The following is a 20,288-nucleotide window of genomic DNA, read 5'->3' as shown; positions in this document are numbered from 1 at the left end:
ATGAGAACGCGTAACCCCTACGGGGTATTTCACGGCTGGTGACTGTGCCCATGGCCGTCCCCGGACGGCCCCGTGGCCCCGCCCCCTTCGGGATCCGGGCTCGTGGCGGCGGTGAACACGGCGGTGCGCACGGTCCCGGCGTGCTTGAAGTCCAGGTAGAGGCCGTAGGTCCCCGCGCTCGGCACCTCGGCGTAGAAGGTGATGTCCGGACCGGGCACGGTGCGCCCGTCACCGGGCGCGCCGTCGGGGTGCACGTGCAGGTAGGCCAGGTCGCCGTCACGCAGCGCGACCAGGTGCCCGTACGCGGCCAGGTAGGGCTGGAGGTCGGTGACCGGCTCGCCGTCCTTGGCGATCGAGAGGGTGAGCATGCTCGTACGGCCGGGGATGAGATCCCCCCTCAGGGTGACGGTGTAGTCGCCCACCTTGGCGGTCTCGGCCGGAATCGCGGGCGGCTCGGGCCGGTAGTCGCCCGCCACCGACAGGTCCATGCCGAGTGTCAGGGGTCCCGCCCCCTCGGGGGCGAAGTCGGCGAACGCGCGGTACTCCCCCGCGACGGGAAGCTTGAGCGGGACCGACCACACCCCGCCTCCCAGCTGGGTGGGATGCAGGTGCTGGAAGCCCGTCAGGTCGCGGCGGACCACGATGAAGTGCAGCTTCTTGTCGTGCTGCGTGGTGAACCCGGTGACGGGAGAGCCATCGGGGCCGATCACCGTGAAGCGGAAGTCGGTCCGCTTGCCCACCTTGACCTCGTCGGTCTCCGGCATGAGCATGTATCCGCCCTGGGAGACCTGGAGCCCCGCGGGAACGGTCGGCGCCTTCGCGGCCGGCGCCTCCGGCCCGGCGCTCTGATGGGCGCCGTGCTCCGTGCCCTGCCCGGCGTCCTGGCCCGCGCCCCGCCCGACGCCGGCTCCCTGAGAGCTCTCCGCCGCGGCGCCTCCGACCGGCCCGGCCACCCGGCCCGCCCCCAGGGCGCCGCCGAACACCACGGCCAGCCCCAGCGCGTACGCACCCACCTTGATCGCGCCGTTCATCTTGACCACCCTTCCTCAATACCCTATGGGGGTATCATCTCGCTCGGCTACAGTGCCACACCACCACCTTTTTCGCAACCCCCGGGGGGTATATCTGACGCGGTCTCCAGGACACAGGATCGCCGATACCAAGGGGAGAGAGGGAAGTTCTCAACAAAGTTCGCCGGGGTTCGTAACTGCGGCACGAACCCCGGCGAACCTACAGATCCCCTGCGAGCCGTCGTTTCCGTTCAGGAAACTCTCGTGATCGGGATACGTCACTCCGACTCACCTGGCCGGCTGGGAGACCGGGCCTTCTCGAAGGGCCGGCACGTCATCCCGCTTCGCGCCGACCGGACACCTCACACGCCGACGCGCCGACCTCCCGGCGAACCGTGGGCGTCGTGCGGCCGCTCTTTCGCTCAGCGGCAGTGCGCCTTGTACAGTTGCCGCACCCCGCTCGCGACCTGCCCCCGGAGGCTGATGCACTTACCACGGGCCGAGACGTACACGGGACCCGCGTAGTGCACGAACAACCCGTTGTCGGCGTCTGCCCAGGACGTCTTTCCGCTGAGGCTGATCGCCACCTGCTTGCGGTTCTTGCTACCGGCGTAGCGACCGTAGCCGTAGGCGAGGGCACAGTTCTTGCCCGAGCTGGAGTTGTAGTAGACCTCCAGGGTGCCTGTCCTGGCACCACCGGCGGGGATGGGGTAGACGCCGACGCGGTTGTAGCCGCCGCCGCAGGGGCCGGCCGCACTGGCCGGAGTGGCGCCGGACACCAGCCAGGTGGAGACCAGCACCGCCGCACCGGCCAGAGTGGCGATCTTGCTTCGAGTTCTCATGGGGATTCGTTCCTTCTGTCGATCATCGCCGTCCCCCGGGGCCCGTGGCCTCATGGGGACGAAGGGCCAAATGATCGTATAGGCCACTTTGTGGGCATATTAGGGAAGTACCGAAATAACCTCGCCGGGCACGGACGGGCGCGCCTTCAAGACCAGGGCGTCCAGGCGGGGCCGGCCGGGCGGCGGCCTCCCGCCTGGACGATCAGGACGGCAGGCGCCGGACGCGCTCCGAGGACGGGTCGTAGAGGGCAGCAGCCCCAGGGGGGTATACCTGACGCCGGTCTCCAGGTCACAGGGTGGCCGATGCGCAGGAGGATGACGGGACTTACCGGAATTCTGAGGATCTCGGGGATCCTGGGATGTCGAGGGCGGGCAACCCTTCCCCCCGCCCAGGCGTATGAGGGTGTATGAGATCGGATGAACTGAGGTGAGCGGCCGGGACGACGCCGGATTCTCGGCTTTCGTCGCCGCACGCGGCACCAGCCTGCTGAGGATCGCCCATCTCGCCTGCGACGCCGCCGAGGACGCCGAGGACCTGCTGCAGACGTCGCTGGAGCGGGCGTACCGCAACTGGAGCCGGGTGCGCGACGACAACGATCCCGAGCCCTACGTCCGTCGCATCATCGTCAACACGGCCATCAGCCGTGCCCGGCGCCGAGCCATTCTGCGGATCGTCCCGATGAGCACCCCGCCCGAGCAGCCGTCGCGGGAGGCCGACATCCCGCTCCGCCACGCGCTCATGGACGCGCTGCGCGACCTGCCGCCCCGGCAGCGCGCGGTGGTCGTCCTGCGCTACTGGGAGGACCTCAGCGAGGCGCAGACCGCGGAGATCCTCGGCTGCTCGACGGGAACGGTCAAGAGCCAGGCGTTCAAGGCGCTCGCCAAACTGCGGCCGGCGATCGGCGGGGAGTCCCCGGAGAAGGTGGTCAGGAATGCCCATGCTTGAGCATGAAATGCACCAGATCATGGCGGAGGAGACGGCGAGGCTGCGCGCGGCCCCCGACCTGGCCGAGCGGGTGATCCGTGCCTCTCGGCGCAGAAACGCCAGGCGGCTCGGGATCGCCGCCGTGGCCGCCGCCGCGGCCGTCGTGGGGATCACGGTCCCCGCCTACCTGGTCCTCGACACGACCCCGGCGCGACCGGGCCCGGCCGCGACCTCGGGAACGACGGGGCCGGACACCGCCGACCAGAGCGCACCGCAGCCCCTTTTCACCCAGCTCCCACCACCCGTGTCGACGCCCACCGCCACCCCGCGCATCTCTCGGCCGCCCATCGACATCGGCAGCGGTAACACGGTGGGACGGGTCCACGTGGGCTACATGCCTGAGGGCCTCGTACGGGACGTGTGGGCGGCGAACCTCGGCGACCAGTACACCGCCGCGTGGCACTACCCGGATGACGGCGAGGGCACCTACCGCATCCAGATCTACGTCTTCGAGGGCCTGGCCGTCGCGGCCACCGACAAGTCGTGGCGGGGGTACCAGGACAAGGGCACGGCGAAAACGGTGTCCCTCGGCGCCGGCCGGACCGGCCTCATCTCCACCCAGTGGGTCGGCGAGGACGGTGGCAAGGGAACCCCGACCGCCTTCGTACGGGTGGGCGAGGAAAGGGTGGTCGAGGTGCTGATGAGTCCCGACTACGCGAAGGACCTCGGCGGCGAGAGGGCGATCGATCGTGAGCTGACCAGGGTCGCGGCCGGCCTGACCGCCGACGACTGAAGCGGCGGGGACTGAAGCGGCGGGGCGGGGACGCGCGCTCGGTACGCCTCCCCGCCGGTCCGGTACGCCTTCCCCGGAGGCCGGTACGCCTTCTCTGGAAACCCTGCGCGCCTTCCCGGGGCCCGGTACGCCCCCTTGATCCGGTACGCCTTCCCGGGGGTCCGCCTTCCCGCGGACTCTGCGCGCCTCTCCGCGGATCCTGCGCGTCTCCCCCTCGGGCCCGGTGGACGCGCCTTCCCCGGCGCGCCCGGGGCGTGGTCAGGACGGCAGGCGCCGGACGCGCTCCGAGGACGGGTCGTAGAGGGGGTCCGCGGTGACGGAGGCGCCCACCCAGGTGCCGGTGACACCGACCTCGACACGGTCGCCGGGGGTGGTGCCCTCGGGCAGGTAGGCGTAGGCGATCGAGAGGTCGACACGGTGGCCGTACCCGCCGCTGGTCACCCGCGAGGCGGGCAGCCCACCGGCGCGGACCGGCTCCCCGCCGAGGCAGACCTGGCGGGGGTCGTCCAGGACCAGGCAGAACAGCCGCCGCGCGGGACGTTCGTCGGCTGAGCGGTCGTCGGCGGAACCGCTGGCAGAGCGGCCGTCAGCGGGACCGCCGTCAGCGGGACGGTCGTCAGCTGGACGGCTGACGGCTGGACGATCGTCAGCTGAGCGGTCGGCGGCGGGGCGGTCGGCGGCGTCCAGGGCCGCGCGGCCGAGGAAGTCCTTGTCGCGGGCGACCGCGAACCCCAGGCCCGCCTCGTGGGGGGTGGTCTCCGGGGTGATGTCCATGCCCCAGACGCGGTAGCCCTTCTCCAGGCGCATCGAGTCGATCGCGCGGTACCCGGCCGGACGCATGCCGTACGGCGTTCCCGCCTCCATGAGCGTGTCCCACAGCGTCAGCCCGTACTCCGACGGGCAGTACAGCTCCCAGCCGAACTCGCCCACGAACGTCACCCGCTGGGCCAGCACCGGGACGTTCCCGACACTGATCTCCCTGGCCCTCATGTAGCCGAAGGTCAGGTCGTCACCGGAGACGGAACCGAGGATGTCGAGCGCCCGCGGACCCCACAGGCAGTAGCAGGCGTGGGCCGAGGTGACGTCGCGGACGTCGAGGCCCTGGCCCCGGAGCCAGGCGGCGTCGTGAACACCGAAGGCGGTTCCGGTGACCAGGCGGAAGCGATCGTCCGCCAGGCGGGTGACGGTCAGGTCGGCCTCGATGCCGCCGCGACCGTTGAGGAGCTGGGTGTAGACGATCGAGCCCACGGGCCTGTCGAGCTGCCCGGCGCACGCCCGCTGCAGCCCCTCCAGGGCCCCGGGTCCCGACACCTCCAGCTTGGAGAACGAGGTCTGGTCGAAGAGGCCCGCGGCGTCGCGGGTGGCCAGGCACTCCTCGCGTACGGCGGGCGACCAGACCCGGCCCGCCCAGCCGTCCGGACGGGGGCTCCGGCCACCCGGGGGGACGTCATGGACGTCTGAGGGGACGTCTCGGACGTCCGGGGGGACGTCATGGCCGGCCGGGCGCAGGCCCCGGTCGTCCGCGGGAAGGTCCCCGCCGGACTCCACGGCCGGGCGCCCGCCGGGCTCGTACCAGTTGACCCGTTCCCAGCCGGACTTCTCGCCGAACGCCGCCCCCAGCTCCACGTGCCGCACCCAGGCGGGAGAGCGGCGGAGCGGCCGGGCGGCGGTGCGCTCCTCGCCGGGGTAGACGATGTCGTAGTACTTCGAGTACGAGTCCAGGGCCTTGGCGCGGGTCCACGACGCGGAACGGGCGTGGGTCCCGAAACGCCGCAGATCCATGCCGAACACGTCGTACTCGGGTGAGCCATCCACGATCCATTCGGCCATCACCTTGCCCACGCCTCCGGCAGCCGCCAGGCCGTGGACGCAGAATCCGGCCGCCGCCCACAGTCCGCGGACCGGGGTCTCGCCGAGGAGGAACTCGCCGTCGGGAGTGAACGCCTCGGGGCCGTGGACGACCTTCGTGATCTCGGTACGGGCCAGGGCGGGGACCCGTCGCACCGCCGATTCCCACGATTCTTGAAATTTCGGCATATCCGGCGGGAAAAGGGTTCGAGACTCCTCCAGCGGAGCGGTCGTGTCCCAGATCTCCGGATTTCGAATATATCCGCCTACCAAAATGCCGGCATTCTCTTCCCGGAAATAGACAATGTTATCCGGATCCCGCACCGTAGGCATGGACGACGGAACCCCGAATGATTCGGTGACCACATATTGGTGTTTTATCGGCACAACCGGAATGTCCACCCCGGCCAGTCGCCCGACCCGCCTGCTGGCCGCGCCCGCCGCGACGATCACGGTCTCCGCCAGGACCGACCACTCCTCGACGTCGTCGGATCCCCCGGAGCCCCCGGTTCCCGACGCGAGCCGTACCCCGGTGATCGCGCCGCCCGCCACGTCGAGCCCCGTCACGCGGGTCCCGGTGTGGATCCGCACGCCCAGCTTCTGCGCCCCGGCCGCCAGCGCCCTGGCCAGCAGCGCCGGGTCCAGCCAGCCGTCCCCGGGCAGCCAGAGCGCGGCCCGCACGTCGTCGGCGCGCAGCAGCGGGAGCATCTCCTTCGCCTCGGCACCGGAGATCACCTCCAGGCCCAGCCCGTAGGTCTCCCCCGCCCCGGCCAGCCGCAGCGACTCCTCCACCCGCTCGGGCGTGGTCGCCAGTCGGAGGCCGCCCACCCCGTGCCATCCCGGGTCCAGTCCGGTGAGTTCCGCCAGCTCGGGATAGAGACCGGCCGAATACATGATCATCTTGGTCTGGGTGACGGTGGAGCGGAGTTGGCCCACGAACCCGGCCGAGTGCCAGGTGGTCCCCTCGGTGAGTTCGTGCTGCTCAACGAGGATCACCTCGGTCCAGCCGAGCCTTGCCAGGTGGTAGGCCACGCTGCAACCGGCCACCCCGCCGCCGATCACGACGGCTCGCGCGGAGCTGGGAAGTTTCAAGGCGCGCAACCCCTCTGTAACAACTAGTCCACAGAATCGGATCAATGGTATGAAGGTAGGCCAAAGGAGGGCGGCATGCCAGATCCTCTAGCGGACGTCCGTAAATGGGCTGACCAGCCCGTTACCGAGACACCGATCAAGGGTGGCCTCAGCCACCGGATCTCTCGGCTCGTCACGGCCGACGGGCAGCGATGGGTGCTGCGCGTGCTGGATCCCCGGGTCTCGGAGGCCGGCCTGGGCATACCGCTCGACCAGGAGATCGCCAACACGATCCACGCGGCGGACGCGGGGGTCGGCCCCAGGGTGCTGCACCGGCTGCCGGGCGCGCTGGTGCTGGAGTATCTCGACGGCGTCACCCTGGACGCCCACGCCGTACGGACGATCCCGGGCCCCGTCGCGGCGGCCTGCCGCCGGCTGCACGCCGGGCCCCGGTTCGTCAACGACTTCTCCATCTTCCGCAAGCTCGACGAGTTCCTCGCCCTCTGCCGTACCCACGAACTGGGCACACCCGACGGCTACGAGGACCGTCTTCCCGCGGCGGCGGAGATCGAACGGGCACTGGCCGCCGATCCGCTGCCCACGGTGCCGTGCCACAACGACCTGCTGCCGGAGAACTTCATCCGCTGCGGCACCGAGGTCAGGATCGTCGACTACCAGCTCTCGGGGAACAACGACCCGGCCTTCGAGCTGGGCGACATCGCCGCCGAGGCCGACTACGACCCGGACCTGACCACCCGGCTGGCCCGCGCCTACTTCGGCACCGACGACCGGCGGCTCATCTCCAGGGTCCGGCTCAACCTGATCATGTCCAACCTGACCTGGACGCTCTGGTTCGCCGTGCACCACGGGCTGCTCAAGGAGCAGGCGGCCGACGCCGACTTCGACTACGAGGCCGAGGCGGCCGACAAGTTCTCACAAGCCGTACGGGACCTGGACGACCCGGGGTTCGGGCGGCTCGTCGATGACGTCCGGGGCGCGAGCACCGGATCTCCCCACCCCCCGCACCACCACGCAAGGAGGCTTGAGTGACCAAGCCAATACCGGTCGACGAGGACGCGAAACGCCTCGCCGAACTCGGTTACAAGCAGGAGCTCTCCAGGACCTGGAGCGGCTTCTCCAACTTCGCCATCTCCTTCTCGATCATCTCCATCCTGGCCGGCTGCTTCACCACGTTCGGCCAGGCCTGGAACAACGGTGGGCCCATCGCCATCGCGTGGGGGTGGCCGCTGATCTCGATCTTCATCCTGATCATCGGACTGTGCATGTCGGAACTGGTCTCGGCCTATCCGACCGCCGGCGGCATCTACTGGTGGGCCGCCAAGATGGGCAAGCCGATCCACGGCTGGTTCACCGGCTGGTTCAACCTCATCGGCCTGATCGCCGTGACGGCCTCGGTCGACTACGGCTGCGCGACCTTCCTGAACATCACCCTCAACCGGTTCTTCCCCGGCTGGGACCCCAGCCTGACCAACGCGTTCATCCTGTTCGCGGTGATCCTCGTCCTGCACGGCCTGATCAACATCTTCAGCCACCGGCTGATCTCGACGCTGCAGAACGTCTCGGTGTGGTGGCATGTGTTCGGCGCGGCGGTGGTCGTGCTGATCCTGATCTTCGGCCCCGACTCGCACCAGTCGATGTCGTTCGTCTTCACCGAGACGATCAACAACTCCGGCTTCTCCGACTCCTCGTACTGGTTCTACGTGCTGCCGCTCGGCTTCCTGCTGACCCAGTACACGATCACCGGGTTCGACGCGTGCGCGCACGTGTCGGAGGAGACCCAGGGCGCCTCCACCGCCGCCGCCAGGGGACTGTGGCAGTCGATCTTCTACTCGGCGATCGGCGGCTGGATCCTGCTGCTGGCCTTCCTGTTCGCGGCCACCGACGTGGACGCGGTCAACGAGGCGGGCGGCTTCGTCGGCGCCATCTTCGACAGCGCGCTCCCCGGCAACCTGGCCACGGCGATCTTCGCGATCTCCACCATCGGCCAGTTCTTCTGCGGGATGAGCTGCGTGACCTCGATGTCCCGGATGACCTACGCCTTCTCCCGCGACGGCGCCATCCCCGGCTGGCGCCTGTGGTCGAGGGTGGACGCCAACCGGACCCCCGTCAACGCGATCGTCTTCGGCTGCACGGCCGCGCTGATCCTCACCCTGCCCGCGTTGTACGAGGCCCCCGGCGGTCTGCCGCTGGCCTTCTACGCGGTCGTGTCGGTGGCGGTCATCGGCCTCTACATCGCCTTCGCGATCCCGATCTGGCTCCGGCTGCGGATGGGCGACCGGTTCCAGCCGGGGCCCTGGACGCTGGGGTCGAAGTACAAGGTCATGTGCTGGATCGCCATCGTCGAGATCGTCATCGTCTCGATCTACTTCATCATGCCGCTGGTCCCGGCCGCCGTGCCGTTCAGCGACGACTTCACCTGGACCGCGGTCAACTACGCGCCGATCGTGGTCGGCGTGATGGTGCTGGCCGTGGGCCTGTGGTGGGTGCTGTCGGCCAGGCACTGGTTCACCGGCCCGCGCCGCACGGTCGACATGGCCGAGGCGTTCGACCCGACCGGCCCGACCGGCAAGGAGCCGATCGGCTGAGAGATCACCGAGAGGACCGGGAAACCGGTCAGCTCGCCTCGAAGGCCTCCGCCACCGCGGCACGGACCCGGTCCATCGCGGCGGCGGCGGGGGCCTCCCGGCCCATGGACGTCATGTCGACGTCGGGCATGCCGCAGGCCACCGCCCAGCCCCACGGGGTGAGGTCGCCGTCGACGTTGAGGGCGAACCCGTGGCTGGTGACGCCCCGGCTCTGCCGCATGCCGATCGAGACGATCTTTCGTCCCGTCTCGATCGTCCACACGCCGGTCAGCAGCTCCGAGCCCGGCGGGGTGTCGCGGCGCTCGGCCGGGACGCCCAGCGCGCCGAGCGCGGCGACGAGCCTCAGCTCGACCTCGCGGACGTAGTCGACGATCCCCTCGTCCTCGCCGAGCTTGACGATCAGGTATCCGACCAGCTGGCCGGGGCCGTGGTAGGTGAGCTGCCCGCCGCGACCCGTGCTCACGACCGGGATGCCGTGAGCGGGGTCGGGCAGGTGCTGCTCAGGGGTTCGCCTGCCCACGGTGTACACCTGCGGGTGGCTGAGCAACCAGAGCGTGTCGGAGCGCTCGTCGCGCTGCCGCCGACCGACCAGGTCGGTCATCCGCTCCATCGCCTTCTCGTAGTCGACCAGGTCGTCCTGGACCAGGGACAGTGGACGTCGCCTCATGCCCCCAGCCTATTTTCAGTATCGGACCGCCGGCGCCTTGGGGACGAAGATCCACATGAGCACGTAGGCGACCCACAGGGGTCCCGGGATGAGCGAGAGCAGCAGCCAGAACACCCGGACAAGGGTGGGCGGCAGGTTGAGGCTCTCCGCGATCCCGCCGCAGACTCCGGCGACTATCTTGTGGTTTCTCGAACGGTGCACGGTACCTCTCCCCGAATCGGTGTTCTTCGTCTCTTCAAACGAACGACCGGAACCCACCCGTTCCCGAGACACCCCTGAGAAAACCCTGTCAGGGTCGGCTTGATAACTTTTCGTGCACCTGAGCGATGACGCATCTAGGCGAAACCTGTTGATCACGGTACGTTCCGCCATGTACGTAATAGGGGATCCCCCTCCGTTCCACCCCGAGGAGCGCTATGCGCCTGAGGTTACGACGCAGCATGGTCCAGGCCGCCACCCTGGTCACGGCCATCGCCCTCCCTCTCGCCCTCACCGTCCCGGCGAGCGCGACCATCGCGACCACCACGTCACCCGGCGTCACCGACGTCCTCGCCAACGTGTTCGCGACACAGATCAAGGGCAGTAACGTCAAGAAGCACCTGGACAAGTTCCAGCAGATCGCGACCGCCAACGGCGGCAACCGCGCCGCGGGTACGCCCGGTTACGACGCCTCCCTGGCCTACGTGCAGGACAAGCTGCGCAAGGCCGGGTACAAGACCTCCACGACCGATGTCGAGTTCCCGCTGGGTTGGGAGGAGGCGAGCCCCTCCGTCCTGCAGCAGACGGCCCCCGAGGCGAAGACCTACGCCAACCCGGCCGACTTCGTGACCGTGATCTCCTCCAGCGGAGGCGACGTCACCGCGCAGGTCCAGGTCGTCGACGCCGTCATCCCGCCGGCGCCGGTCGCGAACACCTCGACGGCGGGTTGTGAGACCTCCGACTTCGCCGGGTTCGTCCCCGGCCGGATCGCGCTGATCCAGCGCGGCACCTGCCCGTTCGTCGACAAGGCCACCAACGCCAAGGCCGCCGGCGCGGCCGGTGTGATCTTCTTCAACGAGGGCCAGCCCGGCCGTACCGACCCGCTCGTCTTCGACATCGTCGAGTGGCGCTTCGGCTTCCCCATCGTGATGGCGAGCACGGCCGTCGGCCTGGACCTGGCCGACAGCCCGAACACCACCGTCCACCTGAAGGTCGACGCCGAGACCGAGGTCGGCCGTACCAAGAACCTGATCGCCGACTCCCGCTGGGGCAAGTCCGGCGAGATCGTGGCGGTCGGCGCCCACCTGGACGGCGTGCCCGAGGGCGCCGGCATCAACGACAACGGTTCCGGCAGCGCCGCCGTCCTGGAGACCGCGCTGAAGCTGGCTCACGTGCCGACCAAGTACAAGGTGCGCTTCGCCTGGTGGGGCGCCGAGGAGCTGGGTCTGCTCGGCTCCGACCAGTACGTCGCGAGCCTGTCGCAGGCCGAGAAGGACAAGATCAGGCTCTACCTGAACTTCGACATGATCGCCTCGCCGAACGACGGCACCTTCCTGTACGACGGTGACGACTCCGACGCCGAGGGCGCCCCCGCGGGCCCGGCCGGATCGCCCGAGATCGAGAAGCGTCTCGAGGCGTTCTACGCCAAGCGCAGCCTGCCCTTCGAGGGCACCGACTTCACCGGCCGCTCCGACTACGGCGCGTTCATCGCCAACGGCATCCCGGCCGGCGGCATCTTCACCGGCGCCGAAGGCATCAAGACCCCCGAGCAGGCCGCCAAGTTCGGCGGGACCGCGGGCCTCGCCTACGACCCCTGCTACCACGCCGCCTGCGACGGCATCAACAACATCAACGCCGCCGCGCTCGAGCGCAACTCCAAGGCCGTGGGCTACTCCACCGCGTTCTTCGCCTACGACCTGACCGGCATTCCCGACCGCAACGCGGCACTCGCCAAGTCCGCCGCGAAGTCCGCGGCGGCACCCGAGGGCGCCGCCCGCTAGGGACCGCTCCGCAAGCGCACCACCACGCTGTACGGCGCGCACCCGCCACGGGTGCGCGCCGCTCGGGGGAACCACACACCCTCAAACCCGAGGAGCATGATGCGCAGTCTGTGGACCATGGGCATGGCGGCGATCCTGGCCATCCCGTTGGCGTTCACCGCACCATCGGCGTCGGCCGCCGTCCCACCGGACATCTCCCTGACCGCCGTGAAGGCACACCTCACCCAGCTCCAGTCCATCGCCACCGCCAACGGCGGCAACCGCGCCCACGGCCGCCCCGGCTACCTGGCCTCGGCCAACTATGTCAAGGGCCTGCTGGACGGCGCGGGATTCACCACCTCCCTGCAGTCGTTCACCTACAACGGCGCGACCGGCTACAACGTCATCGCCGACTGGCCGGGCGGCGACCCGAACGACATCCTCATGGTCGGCGCCCACCTCGACAGCGTGACCGCCGGGCCCGGCATCAACGACAACGGCTCCGGCAGCGCCGCCATCCTGGAGACCGCCCTCGAGGTCTCCCGCCAGTCGCTGGCACCCACCAAGCACCTCCGCTTCGCCTGGTGGGGCGCGGAGGAGCTGGGCCTGCGCGGCTCCCAGTACTACGTGAACAACCTCCCGGCCGCCGAGCGGGCCAAGGTCAAGGGCTACTACAACTTCGACATGGTCGGCTCGCCCAACGCCGGTTACTTCGTCTACGACGGCGACAACTCCGACGGCGTCGGCTCGGGCCCCGGCCCGGCGGGTTCGGCGCAGCTGGAGTCGACGCTCCAGGCGTACTTCACCTCGATCGGCGTGGCCACCCGGGGCACCGACTTCGACGGCCGCTCCGACTACGGGCCGTTCATCGCCGTCGGCATCCCCGCGGGCGGCACCTTCACCGGCGCCGAGGGCGTCAAGTCCAGCGCCCAGGCCACCCTCTGGGGCGGTACGGCGGGGCAGGCGTTCGATCCCTGCTACCACCGGGCGTGCGACACCACGTCCAACATCAACGACACCGCGCTGAACCGCAACGCCGACGCCATCGCCTACGCGGTGTGGACGACCGCGACCGCCGTACCTCCGACGGTCGTCTGGCAGGACACCTTCGAGACCGCGACCGGCTGGACGGTGAACCCCTCGGGGACCGACACCGCCACGCTCGGCCTGTGGGAGCGCGGTGACCCCGAGGCCACCACCTCCAGCGGCGCCAAGCAGCTCGGCACCACCGTCAGCGGTACCAACGACCTGGTCACCGGCAGGCTCGCGGGCGCCGCGGCGGGCGATTACGACCTCGACGGAGGCATCACCAGCGTACGGTCGCCGGCCGTCACCCTGCCGTCGACGGGAACGCTCAAGCTCGCGTTCTCCTGGTATCTCGCGCACGGTTCCAACGCCTCCAGCGCCGACTTCCTTCGGGTGAAGGTCGTCGGCTCCACCACCACCCAGGTGTTCCAGCAGCTCGGCGCGGCCTCCAACCGCAACGGTGCCTGGGGCGCGGCCGACGTCGACGTCTCCGCCTTCGCGGGGCAGAGCGTCCGGATCCTGGTCGAGGCCGGTGACGCCTCCGGCGCCTCCCTGGTCGAGGCCGGGGTGGACGACGTCAAGCTGACCCGCCAGTGAGCGGGACGGTGAACCGGCGGCAGTAGACGAGACCGGGTGCGGCCCGCGCCTTCCCCCTCCACGGGCCGTCCGGACCCCCTCCGGACGGCCCGCCACGCGGGTCGCACCCCTCTCGGAAAGACCTCTCGTCTCGGAAAGACCGCTCTCGGAAAGACCGTTCGCGCCGCGTAAAGCCCCCTGAAGCCCCCCTCGCCGCGGAAAGATCCCTCGGAAAGACCGTTCTCGGACCTGCGGCCCGTCAGCTCGGATCGTCGAGCCGGGGCTCCTCGTGCGAGGTCCCCTTGAGCTCGTGGAAGCCCGGGGTCCCGGCCACCAGCAGCGTCCCGTCCCACAGGCGGCCCGCCCGCTCGCCCTCGGGGATCCGGGAGATCACCGGGCCGAAGAACACCACGCGCTCGCCACCGGTGTCGGGGCCGGTGGCGGCGACCACCGGGGTGCCGACGTGCTCGCCGATCAGGCCGATGCCCTCCGCGTGCGAGGCGCGTATTGCCTCGTCGTAGGCCGTCGACGTGCCGGCCTCGGCCAGCTCCGGCGGCAGGTCCGCGGCGACCAGGGAGTCGTGGAGGGAACCGGCCCAGTCCTCACCGCGAGCGCGTCCGACGGTCCACATCGCCGTGTAGAGCCTCCCGAGCGCCTCCTGCCCGTACTCCTGCTGCACGGCCATGCAGACGCGCACGGGCACCCAGAGGTACCCCTCCGTGTCACCCTCGGGGTCCTCGTCGCGGCCCTCGTTGAGCACCGACAGGCTCATCACGTGCCAGCGCACCTCGACCGGCCGCACCCTCTCCACCTCCACCAGCCACCGGGAGGTGATCCAGGTGTACGGGCAGGAGGGGTCGAACCAGAAGTCCGCGATCGTCTTGATCGTCATCCCCAGCTCTCCGATCGTCGTCCCCGGGCAGCGCCCGAGCACTGTGCCACCTTCGCCGAACCGCGCGCCGGAGCCAACCCGACTCTCCCCTCCCCTCGTAAAAATATGAACCGGGTTTGCTTTTGAACCCGGTTCATATTTATGATTCTCGCATGGCAGGACTGCGGGAGCGGAAGAAGGAACAGACCCAACGGCGGATCGCCGCGGTGGCGCTGCGGCTGTTCGCCGAGCGGGGCTTCGACGCGGTGACCGTGAACGAGATCGCCGAGGCCGCCGAGGTGGCGAAGGTGACGCTGTTCAAATACTTCCCGACCAAGGAGTCACTCGTCCTGCGTGACGTGGGCCAGGAGGACCTGGCGGGGATCGTCGCCGCGCGGCCACCCGGGCGGTCGCCGCTGGAGGCGCTGCGGGAGTACTACCGCGGGTTCGCCACCGAGCCCGCGGAGGCGATGGACAGGGACACCTTGATCATCCAGATGCGGGTGATCTTCGCCAGCCCCACGCTCAGCAGCGGCGCGAACGACCTGCTCCACGGTCAGCGCGAGGCGCTGGCGCGGGTGCTCGCCGAAGAACGCGACGAGCTGACGGCCGCCCTGATGGCCGCCCAGATCACCGCTTCCGTGCTCACCCTCCAGGAGCGGTTCTTCCGCCACCTGGTCTCCGGCGCCTCGCTGGACGAGGCGGGCCGCCGCCTCTGCGGGGACGTCGAACTCGCCTTCGATCTACTGGAAAACGGTCTCGACCAATCGGGAGAGTAATGCGCGCGAAAGGGATTAACTACGACACCGGGTTCCTCCCCGGTGAGAGCACGACCCGCAAGGTGTTCGACCCCGATGCCGTCCGGCGCGACATGGACGTCATCGCCAACAAGCTGCACTGCGACACCGTACGGATCTCCGGTGGCGATCCCGCGCGGCTGAGCGTCGCCGCCGGGCACGCCGCGGCGGAGGGGCTCGAGATCTGGTTCGCCCCCTTCCCCGTCGATCTCCCGCCGGAGGCGATGCTCTCGACCTTCGCCGACTGCGCGGAGCGGGCCGAGGCCGTACGACGCGGCGGGGCCGAGGTGGTGTTCGTGACCGGGTGCGAGATCAGCGCGTTCGGCGCCGGTTTCATCCCCGGCGCCACGTACCACGACCGCATGACGGCGATGGCGGGCGCCGACATCGAGTGGTGGCAATCGCTCGGCCCCGTCCTGGAACGGCTCAACGGCTTCCTCGCCGAGAGCGCGGGCGTCGTCAGGACCCGCTTCGGCGGCCCGGTCACCTACGCGTCGGCCCCCTGGGAGTCGTCCGTCGACTGGGCCCCGTTCGACATCGTCGGCGTCGACGCCTACCGGGCCGCCTACAACGCCGACACCTTCTCGGAGGAGCTGCGCCGCCACTTCGAACACGGCAAGCCGGTCGCGGTGACCGAGTTCGGCACCTGCGCCTACCGGGGCGCGGGCGAGCGTGGCGGCATGGCCTGGCAGCCGCCCGAGGACGCCGTACGGGACGAGGGCGAGCAGGTCCGCTACCTCACCGAGCTGCTGGACGTCTTCGAGAAGGAGGGGGTGGACACCGCGCTCTGGTTCACCTTCGCGGGCTTCAGCCACATCGGGGACAGGGACGTCGCCTCCTACGGCGTGGTCAGGATGCTCGACCGGGAGCGCTGGGCGCCGAAGAAGGTCTTCCACACGATGGCGGCCAGGTACGCCCGCGGCCGAGCCGTCTGACGAGATCTCGACCCTGGCCGTTTCGAGGGCGAGAGCCCAGGTCGTTCCGAGGGTGAGAGCCCAGGCCGCTTCGAAGGCGAGGGCCCAAGTCGTTCCGAGGGCGAGAGCCCAGGCCGCTTCGAAGGCGAGGGCCCTGGTCGTTTCGAGGGCGAGAGCCCAGGTCAGGAGGACGGGCGGTCGTATACGCCGATCGCCCAGCGGCCGGGTTTGGTGCCCACCTTCGCAGCAACCCGCTCGATCACCCGCTCGGCTGTCCTCGGGTTCACCAGAGCCCCGGTGACGTACTGCCCGCCGCACATCCCCGTTTTCTCCGTTTCCTTTTCCGGACATTTCAGGTTTTGCATTGCCTCACGGGAGATGGGCGGTGCGGGGGGAAGAACCCAGATCGTCATGCTCTGCTGGTTCGACGTCCAGTCGGCGAGCAGCGACCGCTCGTTTTTCTGTATGGACAGTCCCGGCAGGTCCTTGCCGCATTCGCCGGCCGAGCCCGAGCGGTACCTCCCCATCCCGCTCATCGTGACCACCATCGCCCTCGGGTCCTCACAGACGACCCGGAATCCGGTGAAGGTGCTGGTCGGCGTGAACTTCACGATGCGCCGCGATCCCAAGGTCTTCCCCCGGTACGTCTGGAGCAGCCGCACTTCCTTGTTCAAGACGTCCTTGACGGTCGCGGGGAGGTCCTTGCCGGGAACGGGCGGGGGGTCGGCGGCGACGGCCACGATCGGCGCCTCTCCCCGGTCCCCGGCGGACAGCGACGGCGCCACCACGGCGACCGCCAGCGCCCCGGCGGTGACGATCGCCGCGGCCGTGGCCACCGCGCGCCGCCGCCGGATCTCCCGGCCCCTGGCAAGGATCGCCTCCAGCTGGGCGGTGCCCCCGCCACCACCCGCGCCGCGCTCCTCCAGGAGCGTCCTGAGGTCGTTCTCGGTGCTGCTCATCGCCGTACTCCCGTCGTCGCCTGGATCCCCTTATCCACCCTGAGCCGGGTGAGAGCCCTGTTGAGCTGGCTCTTCACCGTCCCGACCGAGCATTCGAGCACCCCCGCCACCTGGGTCAGCGGCATGTGCTCGAAGTAGTGCAGGACGATCACCGCGCGCTGGCGCCCCGACAGGGTGCCGATCGCCGTCCACAGCGCGTCCCGGTCGCCGACGTCGCTCGTGAAGTCCCGTCCGTCCGCCCGGTCGGGCAGTTCTCCCGTCGGGATCTCCCGCCGCCAGCTCCGCCGCCACCAGGAGGCGTGGGTGTTGGCGATGATCCGGTAGACGTACGGGTCGGGATCGCCGTCGATCCGCCGCCAGGCGAGCCAGGCCCTGGCCAGCGCGGTCTGCACCAGGTCCTCGGCGATCGCCCAGTCCCTGGTGAGGAGGTACGCCGTTTTCCGCAGCCGCTCGTAGCGCTGCTCGACGTACTCCGCGAACTCAGTCATCGTGCCTCCGCCTCGGTGCTCCGACGATGACTACCGCCTGGCGGGTGGGTCCGGTTTACAGCCGATCAGGAAAGAGTCCGGCGGGTCTCGGCCGAACGGCCGGGTCACAGTTGCCCCGCCGCTCCGCTAGCCTCGCGTAGGTTACGCACGCGCTGGTACGGAAGGTGCTCATGTGATGGGCTGGTTCGAAGCGGTGGTCCTCGGACTGATTCAGGGATTGACGGAGTTTCTGCCGATCTCCTCCAGTGCCCACATCAGGGTCGTGTCGGCGTTCTTCGGCTGGCAGGACCCGGGGGCCGCGTTCACCGCGGTCATCCAGCTCGGCACCGAGGCCGCGGTGGTGATCTACTTCCGCAAGGAGATCTGGGAGATCATCTCCACCTGGACGCGATCCCTGTGGACCCCCGACCTGCGCGCCCACTACGCCGCCCGGATGGGCTGGTACGTCATCGTGGGAACCATCCCGATCGTGGTGCTCGGCCTGCTCTTCGAGAACTCCATCGACAACGCCTTCCGCGACCTGCGCCTGATCGGCACGACGCTGATCGTCTTCGGCCTGGTCCTGTGGTTCGCCGACCACACCGCGCGCAACAGGCTCACCCTGGAGCGGCACCTCAGCTTCACCCACGCCCTGATCTACGGCTTCGCCCAGTCGCTCGCCCTGATCCCCGGCGTGTCCCGCTCCGGCGGCACGATCAGCGCCGGCCTGCTGCTGGACTACCGCCGCGAGGAGGCCGCCAAGTACTCCTTCCTGCTCGCCATCCCGGCCGTGCTGGGCGCGGGCTTCCTGCAGCTGTTCAAGATCGGCGAGGGGAAGGCTCCCGAGTGGGGTCCCACGATCCTGGCCACCGTGATCTCGTTCATCGTGGGCTACCTGGCGGTCTCGTGGTTCCTGAAGTACATCAGCACCCACCGCTTCACCGGCTTCGTGATCTACCGGATCGCCCTCGGGATCATCATCATCGCCCTGGTGAGCTTCGGGGTCCTCGACCCTTCGGCCTAGGCCGTGCCTTCAGGGTGAGCCAGGCCCGCCGTCATCTCCGGCATGATCCGGCGCCATGAGCTGACAGCGGAGGAGTGGGAGAAACCGCGGCGGTTTCTCCCGGCTGGGCGGATGACGCGCCGTCGTGGTTCGGCCACCATGACGATCATCTCCCGCGGGGAGCGCGACCGGCCGTCCAGACTCGGTACGACGAGGGTGTCGCCCTCACCTGGCGTTCTCACGAGCCTGGCGTTCTCACGGGCCTGGCGTTCTCACGAGCCTGGCGCGGATCCGACGCCCGGTGCCGGCCAGAAGCCGAGATTGTGGTCGGCGGCGTAGTCGACCGATTTGATCGCGTCCGGCTCCAAAGACTGGGTGTGCGGGACGGGGAGGGCACGGTCGAAGCGCTCCCAGCGAGGCAGCCCTTTTCCGTTGGGATCACCCGTCCGGGCGAAGTTGGTCCAGTAGGCGATCATCTGGTCGGACAGCCTCCGCTGGGCCGGGGTGAACGTGACCGTCTTCTCGGCGAACAGGTACGGCATGTCGCCCGCATGGTAGGCGCCCCAGGGAAAGTCCGTCCCCAACGGCAGGAACATCGGGGCTCGGCGGTCGGCGAACTGGTAGGCGTACGTTGGTGTCTTCCCGCTGAGCAGCTCGTTCTGCTCGAAGGTGGCCCTGGCCCACATGCGGTCGGTGATCACGGCGGCCCACGCCAGCCCCGGCGAGCCGTACCGGGCTACCGGATACCGCGCGCGCACCCTCGCCGCGTCCTTGCCGAACGCGGTCTTCAGCAGCCTGTCGTACTGCTCGGTGGTAACCGGCCTGCCCGCCACGTCGTGGAACAACCCGACGAAGATCCGGTGCTCGTCGCGAGTCGCCCCGGAGATCACCGGAACCCGGTGGAAACGACCCGCCCGCAACTCCGCGGACGGCGATCTGGGCAGCGTCTCGCTTCCGTAGGCGTATGTCTGGAACATGTTCATGATCTGCGGCACTTCGAGGATCTTCTTCACCGGGAGGGCCCGCAGGCAGCGGAGATCCTTACAGCCGAGCCGCGGGGCCACATACGTTCCCATCTTCTCGACCTCCGCCACCGTGCGCCAGGCGTAGGACGGGTAGGCGGGAACGCCCTCACCCATGCTGCCTGCGAGCATGTCCATCATGCCCTCGCCGCTCTGCATGACGGCCCGGTCGAACAGCCCTCCGCCGCCCGGCGAGGTCAGGTGCCCGCTGATGCTCAGCGCGCCCCACGAGACGCCGAACACCGTCACGTTCGCCGGATCCCCGCCGAACGCGGCGGCATTGCGGCGAACCCAGCGCAGAGCCGCCTGCTGGTCCTGCAGACCGTACGTGCCCGATCCCCCAAGCCCCGGGTACCCGAAGCCGCCGAACACCCCGAGCCGGTAGTTGATCGTGACGACCACCACATCCCCGCGGGTGGCGATCCGGCGCACGTCGCTGAGGTCGCCGGAGCCCAGGGCTCCGTCGCCGTGGATCCACACCATCACCGGCCGGCTCTTTTCGGGCGTGCGCGGCGCCGTCACGTTGAGGAACAGGCAGTCCTCATCGGAGCCGGTCACCTTGGCGTAGTCACTTCCCACCTGCGGGCACACGCTGCCCGGCCTGGTGGCCTCCCTGATCCCGGTCCAGGCTCGCACCGGCGCCGGCGAGTTCCACCGCAGCTCACCCACCGGCGGGGCCGCGTAGGGAATCCCCTGGAAGATCCGGTGCTCACTCGTCACCGTCCCCCGTACGGCTCCCGCGTCCGTCCGGACCAAGGTCTCGCCGGCCTTTTCCGGCGCCCGGCCCTCGGGCACGCTCGCACACGCCGACACCAGCATCGTCGCCGCCACCGCGGCACTCGTCGCTTTCCGTCTCATGCCCTCCACGCTGTCAATGGACGGGCTGCTCCGGCAGATTCATCGATCCCGAGCACCCCAGGACAAATGTCCTCT

At 69.5% G+C, this 20,288-nt stretch carries 18 protein-coding genes; 9 read left to right on the top strand and 9 right to left on the bottom strand.

What is annotated here, in order from left to right; genetic code table 11:
* Positions 1-29 precede the first annotated feature (29 nt).
* Complete coding sequence (locus tag OG587_RS11395) at positions 30-1,031, bottom strand: hypothetical protein (RefSeq protein WP_329089485.1); 1,002 nt, start codon at positions 1,029-1,031, stop codon at positions 30-32.
* Between the two features lie 401 nt (positions 1,032-1,432).
* Positions 1,433-1,852 carry a hypothetical protein gene (locus OG587_RS11390; protein ID WP_329089483.1) on the bottom strand — a complete coding sequence of 140 codons (420 nt, stop codon included), beginning with the start codon at positions 1,850-1,852 and terminating at the stop codon, positions 1,433-1,435.
* 427 nt (positions 1,853-2,279) lie between these two features.
* Here OG587_RS11390 and OG587_RS11385 point away from each other — a divergent pair, with 427 nt between their 5' ends.
* On the top strand, positions 2,280-2,798 hold the full coding sequence (locus tag OG587_RS11385; protein WP_329089481.1) for a SigE family RNA polymerase sigma factor: 519 nt from the start codon (positions 2,280-2,282) through the stop codon (positions 2,796-2,798).
* The gene (locus tag OG587_RS11380; protein WP_329089479.1) at positions 2,791-3,570 is read left to right on the top strand and encodes a hypothetical protein; all 780 of its coding nucleotides are present in this window, start codon (positions 2,791-2,793) and stop codon (positions 3,568-3,570) included. Before OG587_RS11385 ends, OG587_RS11380 begins: the two co-directional genes overlap by 8 nt.
* A gap of 258 nt (positions 3,571-3,828) precedes the next feature.
* On the opposite strand, the gene OG587_RS11375 is transcribed toward OG587_RS11380, so the two are convergent.
* Positions 3,829-6,510, bottom strand: a complete 2,682-nt coding sequence (locus OG587_RS11375; RefSeq protein ID WP_329089477.1) for an FAD-dependent oxidoreductase — start codon at positions 6,508-6,510, stop codon at positions 3,829-3,831.
* 75 nt (positions 6,511-6,585) lie between these two features.
* Here OG587_RS11375 and OG587_RS11370 point away from each other — a divergent pair, with 75 nt between their 5' ends.
* Positions 6,586-7,539 (top strand): phosphotransferase, encoded by a 954-nt coding sequence (locus tag OG587_RS11370; protein ID WP_329089475.1) that lies wholly within the window; start codon positions 6,586-6,588, stop codon positions 7,537-7,539.
* A complete protein-coding gene (locus OG587_RS11365; RefSeq protein WP_329089473.1) occupies positions 7,536-9,095 on the top strand; it encodes an amino acid permease in 1,560 nt (519 codons plus the stop codon). Before OG587_RS11370 ends, OG587_RS11365 begins: the two co-directional genes overlap by 4 nt.
* A 28-nt stretch (positions 9,096-9,123) precedes the next feature.
* Here the strand turns inward: OG587_RS11365 and lipB are convergent, their stop codons facing one another.
* Positions 9,124-9,762 (bottom strand): lipoyl(octanoyl) transferase LipB, encoded by a 639-nt coding sequence (gene lipB / locus OG587_RS11360; RefSeq protein WP_329089471.1) that lies wholly within the window; start codon positions 9,760-9,762, stop codon positions 9,124-9,126.
* A 15-nt stretch (positions 9,763-9,777) separates the two neighbouring features.
* Positions 9,778-9,963, bottom strand: a complete 186-nt coding sequence (locus OG587_RS11355) for a PspC domain-containing protein (RefSeq protein WP_329089469.1) — start codon at positions 9,961-9,963, stop codon at positions 9,778-9,780.
* Positions 9,964-10,178: 215 nt separating this feature from the next.
* Here OG587_RS11355 and OG587_RS11350 point away from each other — a divergent pair, with 215 nt between their 5' ends.
* Positions 10,179-11,741: a M28 family metallopeptidase gene (locus tag OG587_RS11350; protein ID WP_329089467.1), complete on the top strand. Its 1,563-nt coding sequence runs from the start codon at positions 10,179-10,181 to the stop codon at positions 11,739-11,741.
* Positions 11,742-11,837: 96 nt separating this feature from the next.
* A complete protein-coding gene (locus OG587_RS11345; RefSeq protein ID WP_329089464.1) occupies positions 11,838-13,343 on the top strand; it encodes a M28 family metallopeptidase in 1,506 nt (501 codons plus the stop codon).
* Between the two features lie 238 nt (positions 13,344-13,581).
* Here the strand turns inward: OG587_RS11345 and OG587_RS11340 are convergent, their stop codons facing one another.
* Positions 13,582-14,214, bottom strand: coding sequence for a mycothiol-dependent nitroreductase Rv2466c family protein (locus OG587_RS11340; RefSeq protein WP_329093817.1), 633 nt, complete (start codon positions 14,212-14,214; stop codon positions 13,582-13,584).
* Positions 14,215-14,366: 152 nt separating this feature from the next.
* Here OG587_RS11340 and OG587_RS11335 point away from each other — a divergent pair, with 152 nt between their 5' ends.
* The gene (locus OG587_RS11335; RefSeq protein ID WP_329089462.1) at positions 14,367-14,972 is read left to right on the top strand and encodes a TetR family transcriptional regulator; all 606 of its coding nucleotides are present in this window, start codon (positions 14,367-14,369) and stop codon (positions 14,970-14,972) included.
* The gene (locus tag OG587_RS11330; RefSeq protein ID WP_329089460.1) at positions 14,972-15,925 is read left to right on the top strand and encodes a hypothetical protein; all 954 of its coding nucleotides are present in this window, start codon (positions 14,972-14,974) and stop codon (positions 15,923-15,925) included. Before OG587_RS11335 ends, OG587_RS11330 begins: the two co-directional genes overlap by 1 nt.
* 161 nt (positions 15,926-16,086) lie before the next feature.
* Here OG587_RS11330 and OG587_RS11325 read toward each other — a convergent pair whose 3' ends face one another.
* A complete protein-coding gene (locus tag OG587_RS11325) occupies positions 16,087-16,863 on the bottom strand; it encodes a hypothetical protein (protein ID WP_329089458.1) in 777 nt (258 codons plus the stop codon).
* On the bottom strand, positions 16,860-17,351 hold the full coding sequence (locus tag OG587_RS11320) for a SigE family RNA polymerase sigma factor (protein WP_329089456.1): 492 nt from the start codon (positions 17,349-17,351) through the stop codon (positions 16,860-16,862). Before OG587_RS11320 ends, OG587_RS11325 begins: the two co-directional genes overlap by 4 nt.
* Positions 17,352-17,526: 175 nt before the next feature.
* Here OG587_RS11320 and OG587_RS11315 point away from each other — a divergent pair, with 175 nt between their 5' ends.
* A complete protein-coding gene (locus OG587_RS11315; protein WP_329089454.1) occupies positions 17,527-18,354 on the top strand; it encodes an undecaprenyl-diphosphate phosphatase in 828 nt (275 codons plus the stop codon).
* Between the two features lie 251 nt (positions 18,355-18,605).
* Here the strand turns inward: OG587_RS11315 and OG587_RS11310 are convergent, their stop codons facing one another.
* Complete coding sequence (locus OG587_RS11310) at positions 18,606-20,213, bottom strand: carboxylesterase/lipase family protein (RefSeq protein WP_329089452.1); 1,608 nt, start codon at positions 20,211-20,213, stop codon at positions 18,606-18,608.
* Positions 20,214-20,288: the final 75 nt, after the last annotated feature.

This window comes from Streptosporangium sp. NBC_01469, from assembly GCF_036227305.1.
Taxonomy (GTDB): Bacteria; Actinomycetota; Actinomycetes; order Streptosporangiales; family Streptosporangiaceae; genus Streptosporangium.
The sequence above is the reverse complement of the archived record's forward strand: the minus strand, read 5'-3'. Positions and strand labels throughout refer to the sequence as shown.

Bases quoted from the DNA above. Each gene is read 5' to 3' on its own strand.
- OG587_RS11395 (WP_329089485.1), bottom strand. From the start codon at position 1,031: ATGAACGGCGCGATCAAGGTGGGTGCGTACGCGCTGGGGCTGGCCGTG.
- OG587_RS11390 (WP_329089483.1), bottom strand. From the start codon at position 1,852: ATGAGAACTCGAAGCAAGATCGCCACTCTGGCCGGTGCGGCGGTGCTG.
- OG587_RS11380 (WP_329089479.1), top strand. From the start codon at position 2,791: ATGCTTGAGCATGAAATGCACCAGATCATGGCGGAGGAGACGGCGAGG.
- OG587_RS11370 (WP_329089475.1), top strand. From the start codon at position 6,586: ATGCCAGATCCTCTAGCGGACGTCCGTAAATGGGCTGACCAGCCCGTT.
- lipB (WP_329089471.1), bottom strand. From the start codon at position 9,762: ATGAGGCGACGTCCACTGTCCCTGGTCCAGGACGACCTGGTCGACTAC.
- OG587_RS11350 (WP_329089467.1), top strand. From the start codon at position 10,179: ATGCGCCTGAGGTTACGACGCAGCATGGTCCAGGCCGCCACCCTGGTC.
- OG587_RS11345 (WP_329089464.1), top strand. From the start codon at position 11,838: ATGATGCGCAGTCTGTGGACCATGGGCATGGCGGCGATCCTGGCCATC.
- OG587_RS11340 (WP_329093817.1), bottom strand. From the start codon at position 14,214: ATGACGATCAAGACGATCGCGGACTTCTGGTTCGACCCCTCCTGCCCG.
- OG587_RS11335 (WP_329089462.1), top strand. From the start codon at position 14,367: ATGGCAGGACTGCGGGAGCGGAAGAAGGAACAGACCCAACGGCGGATC.
- OG587_RS11330 (WP_329089460.1), top strand. From the start codon at position 14,972: ATGCGCGCGAAAGGGATTAACTACGACACCGGGTTCCTCCCCGGTGAG.
- OG587_RS11325 (WP_329089458.1), bottom strand. From the start codon at position 16,863: ATGAGCAGCACCGAGAACGACCTCAGGACGCTCCTGGAGGAGCGCGGC.
- OG587_RS11320 (WP_329089456.1), bottom strand. From the start codon at position 17,351: ATGACTGAGTTCGCGGAGTACGTCGAGCAGCGCTACGAGCGGCTGCGG.
- OG587_RS11315 (WP_329089454.1), top strand. From the start codon at position 17,527: ATGGGCTGGTTCGAAGCGGTGGTCCTCGGACTGATTCAGGGATTGACG.
- OG587_RS11310 (WP_329089452.1), bottom strand. From the start codon at position 20,213: ATGAGACGGAAAGCGACGAGTGCCGCGGTGGCGGCGACGATGCTGGTG.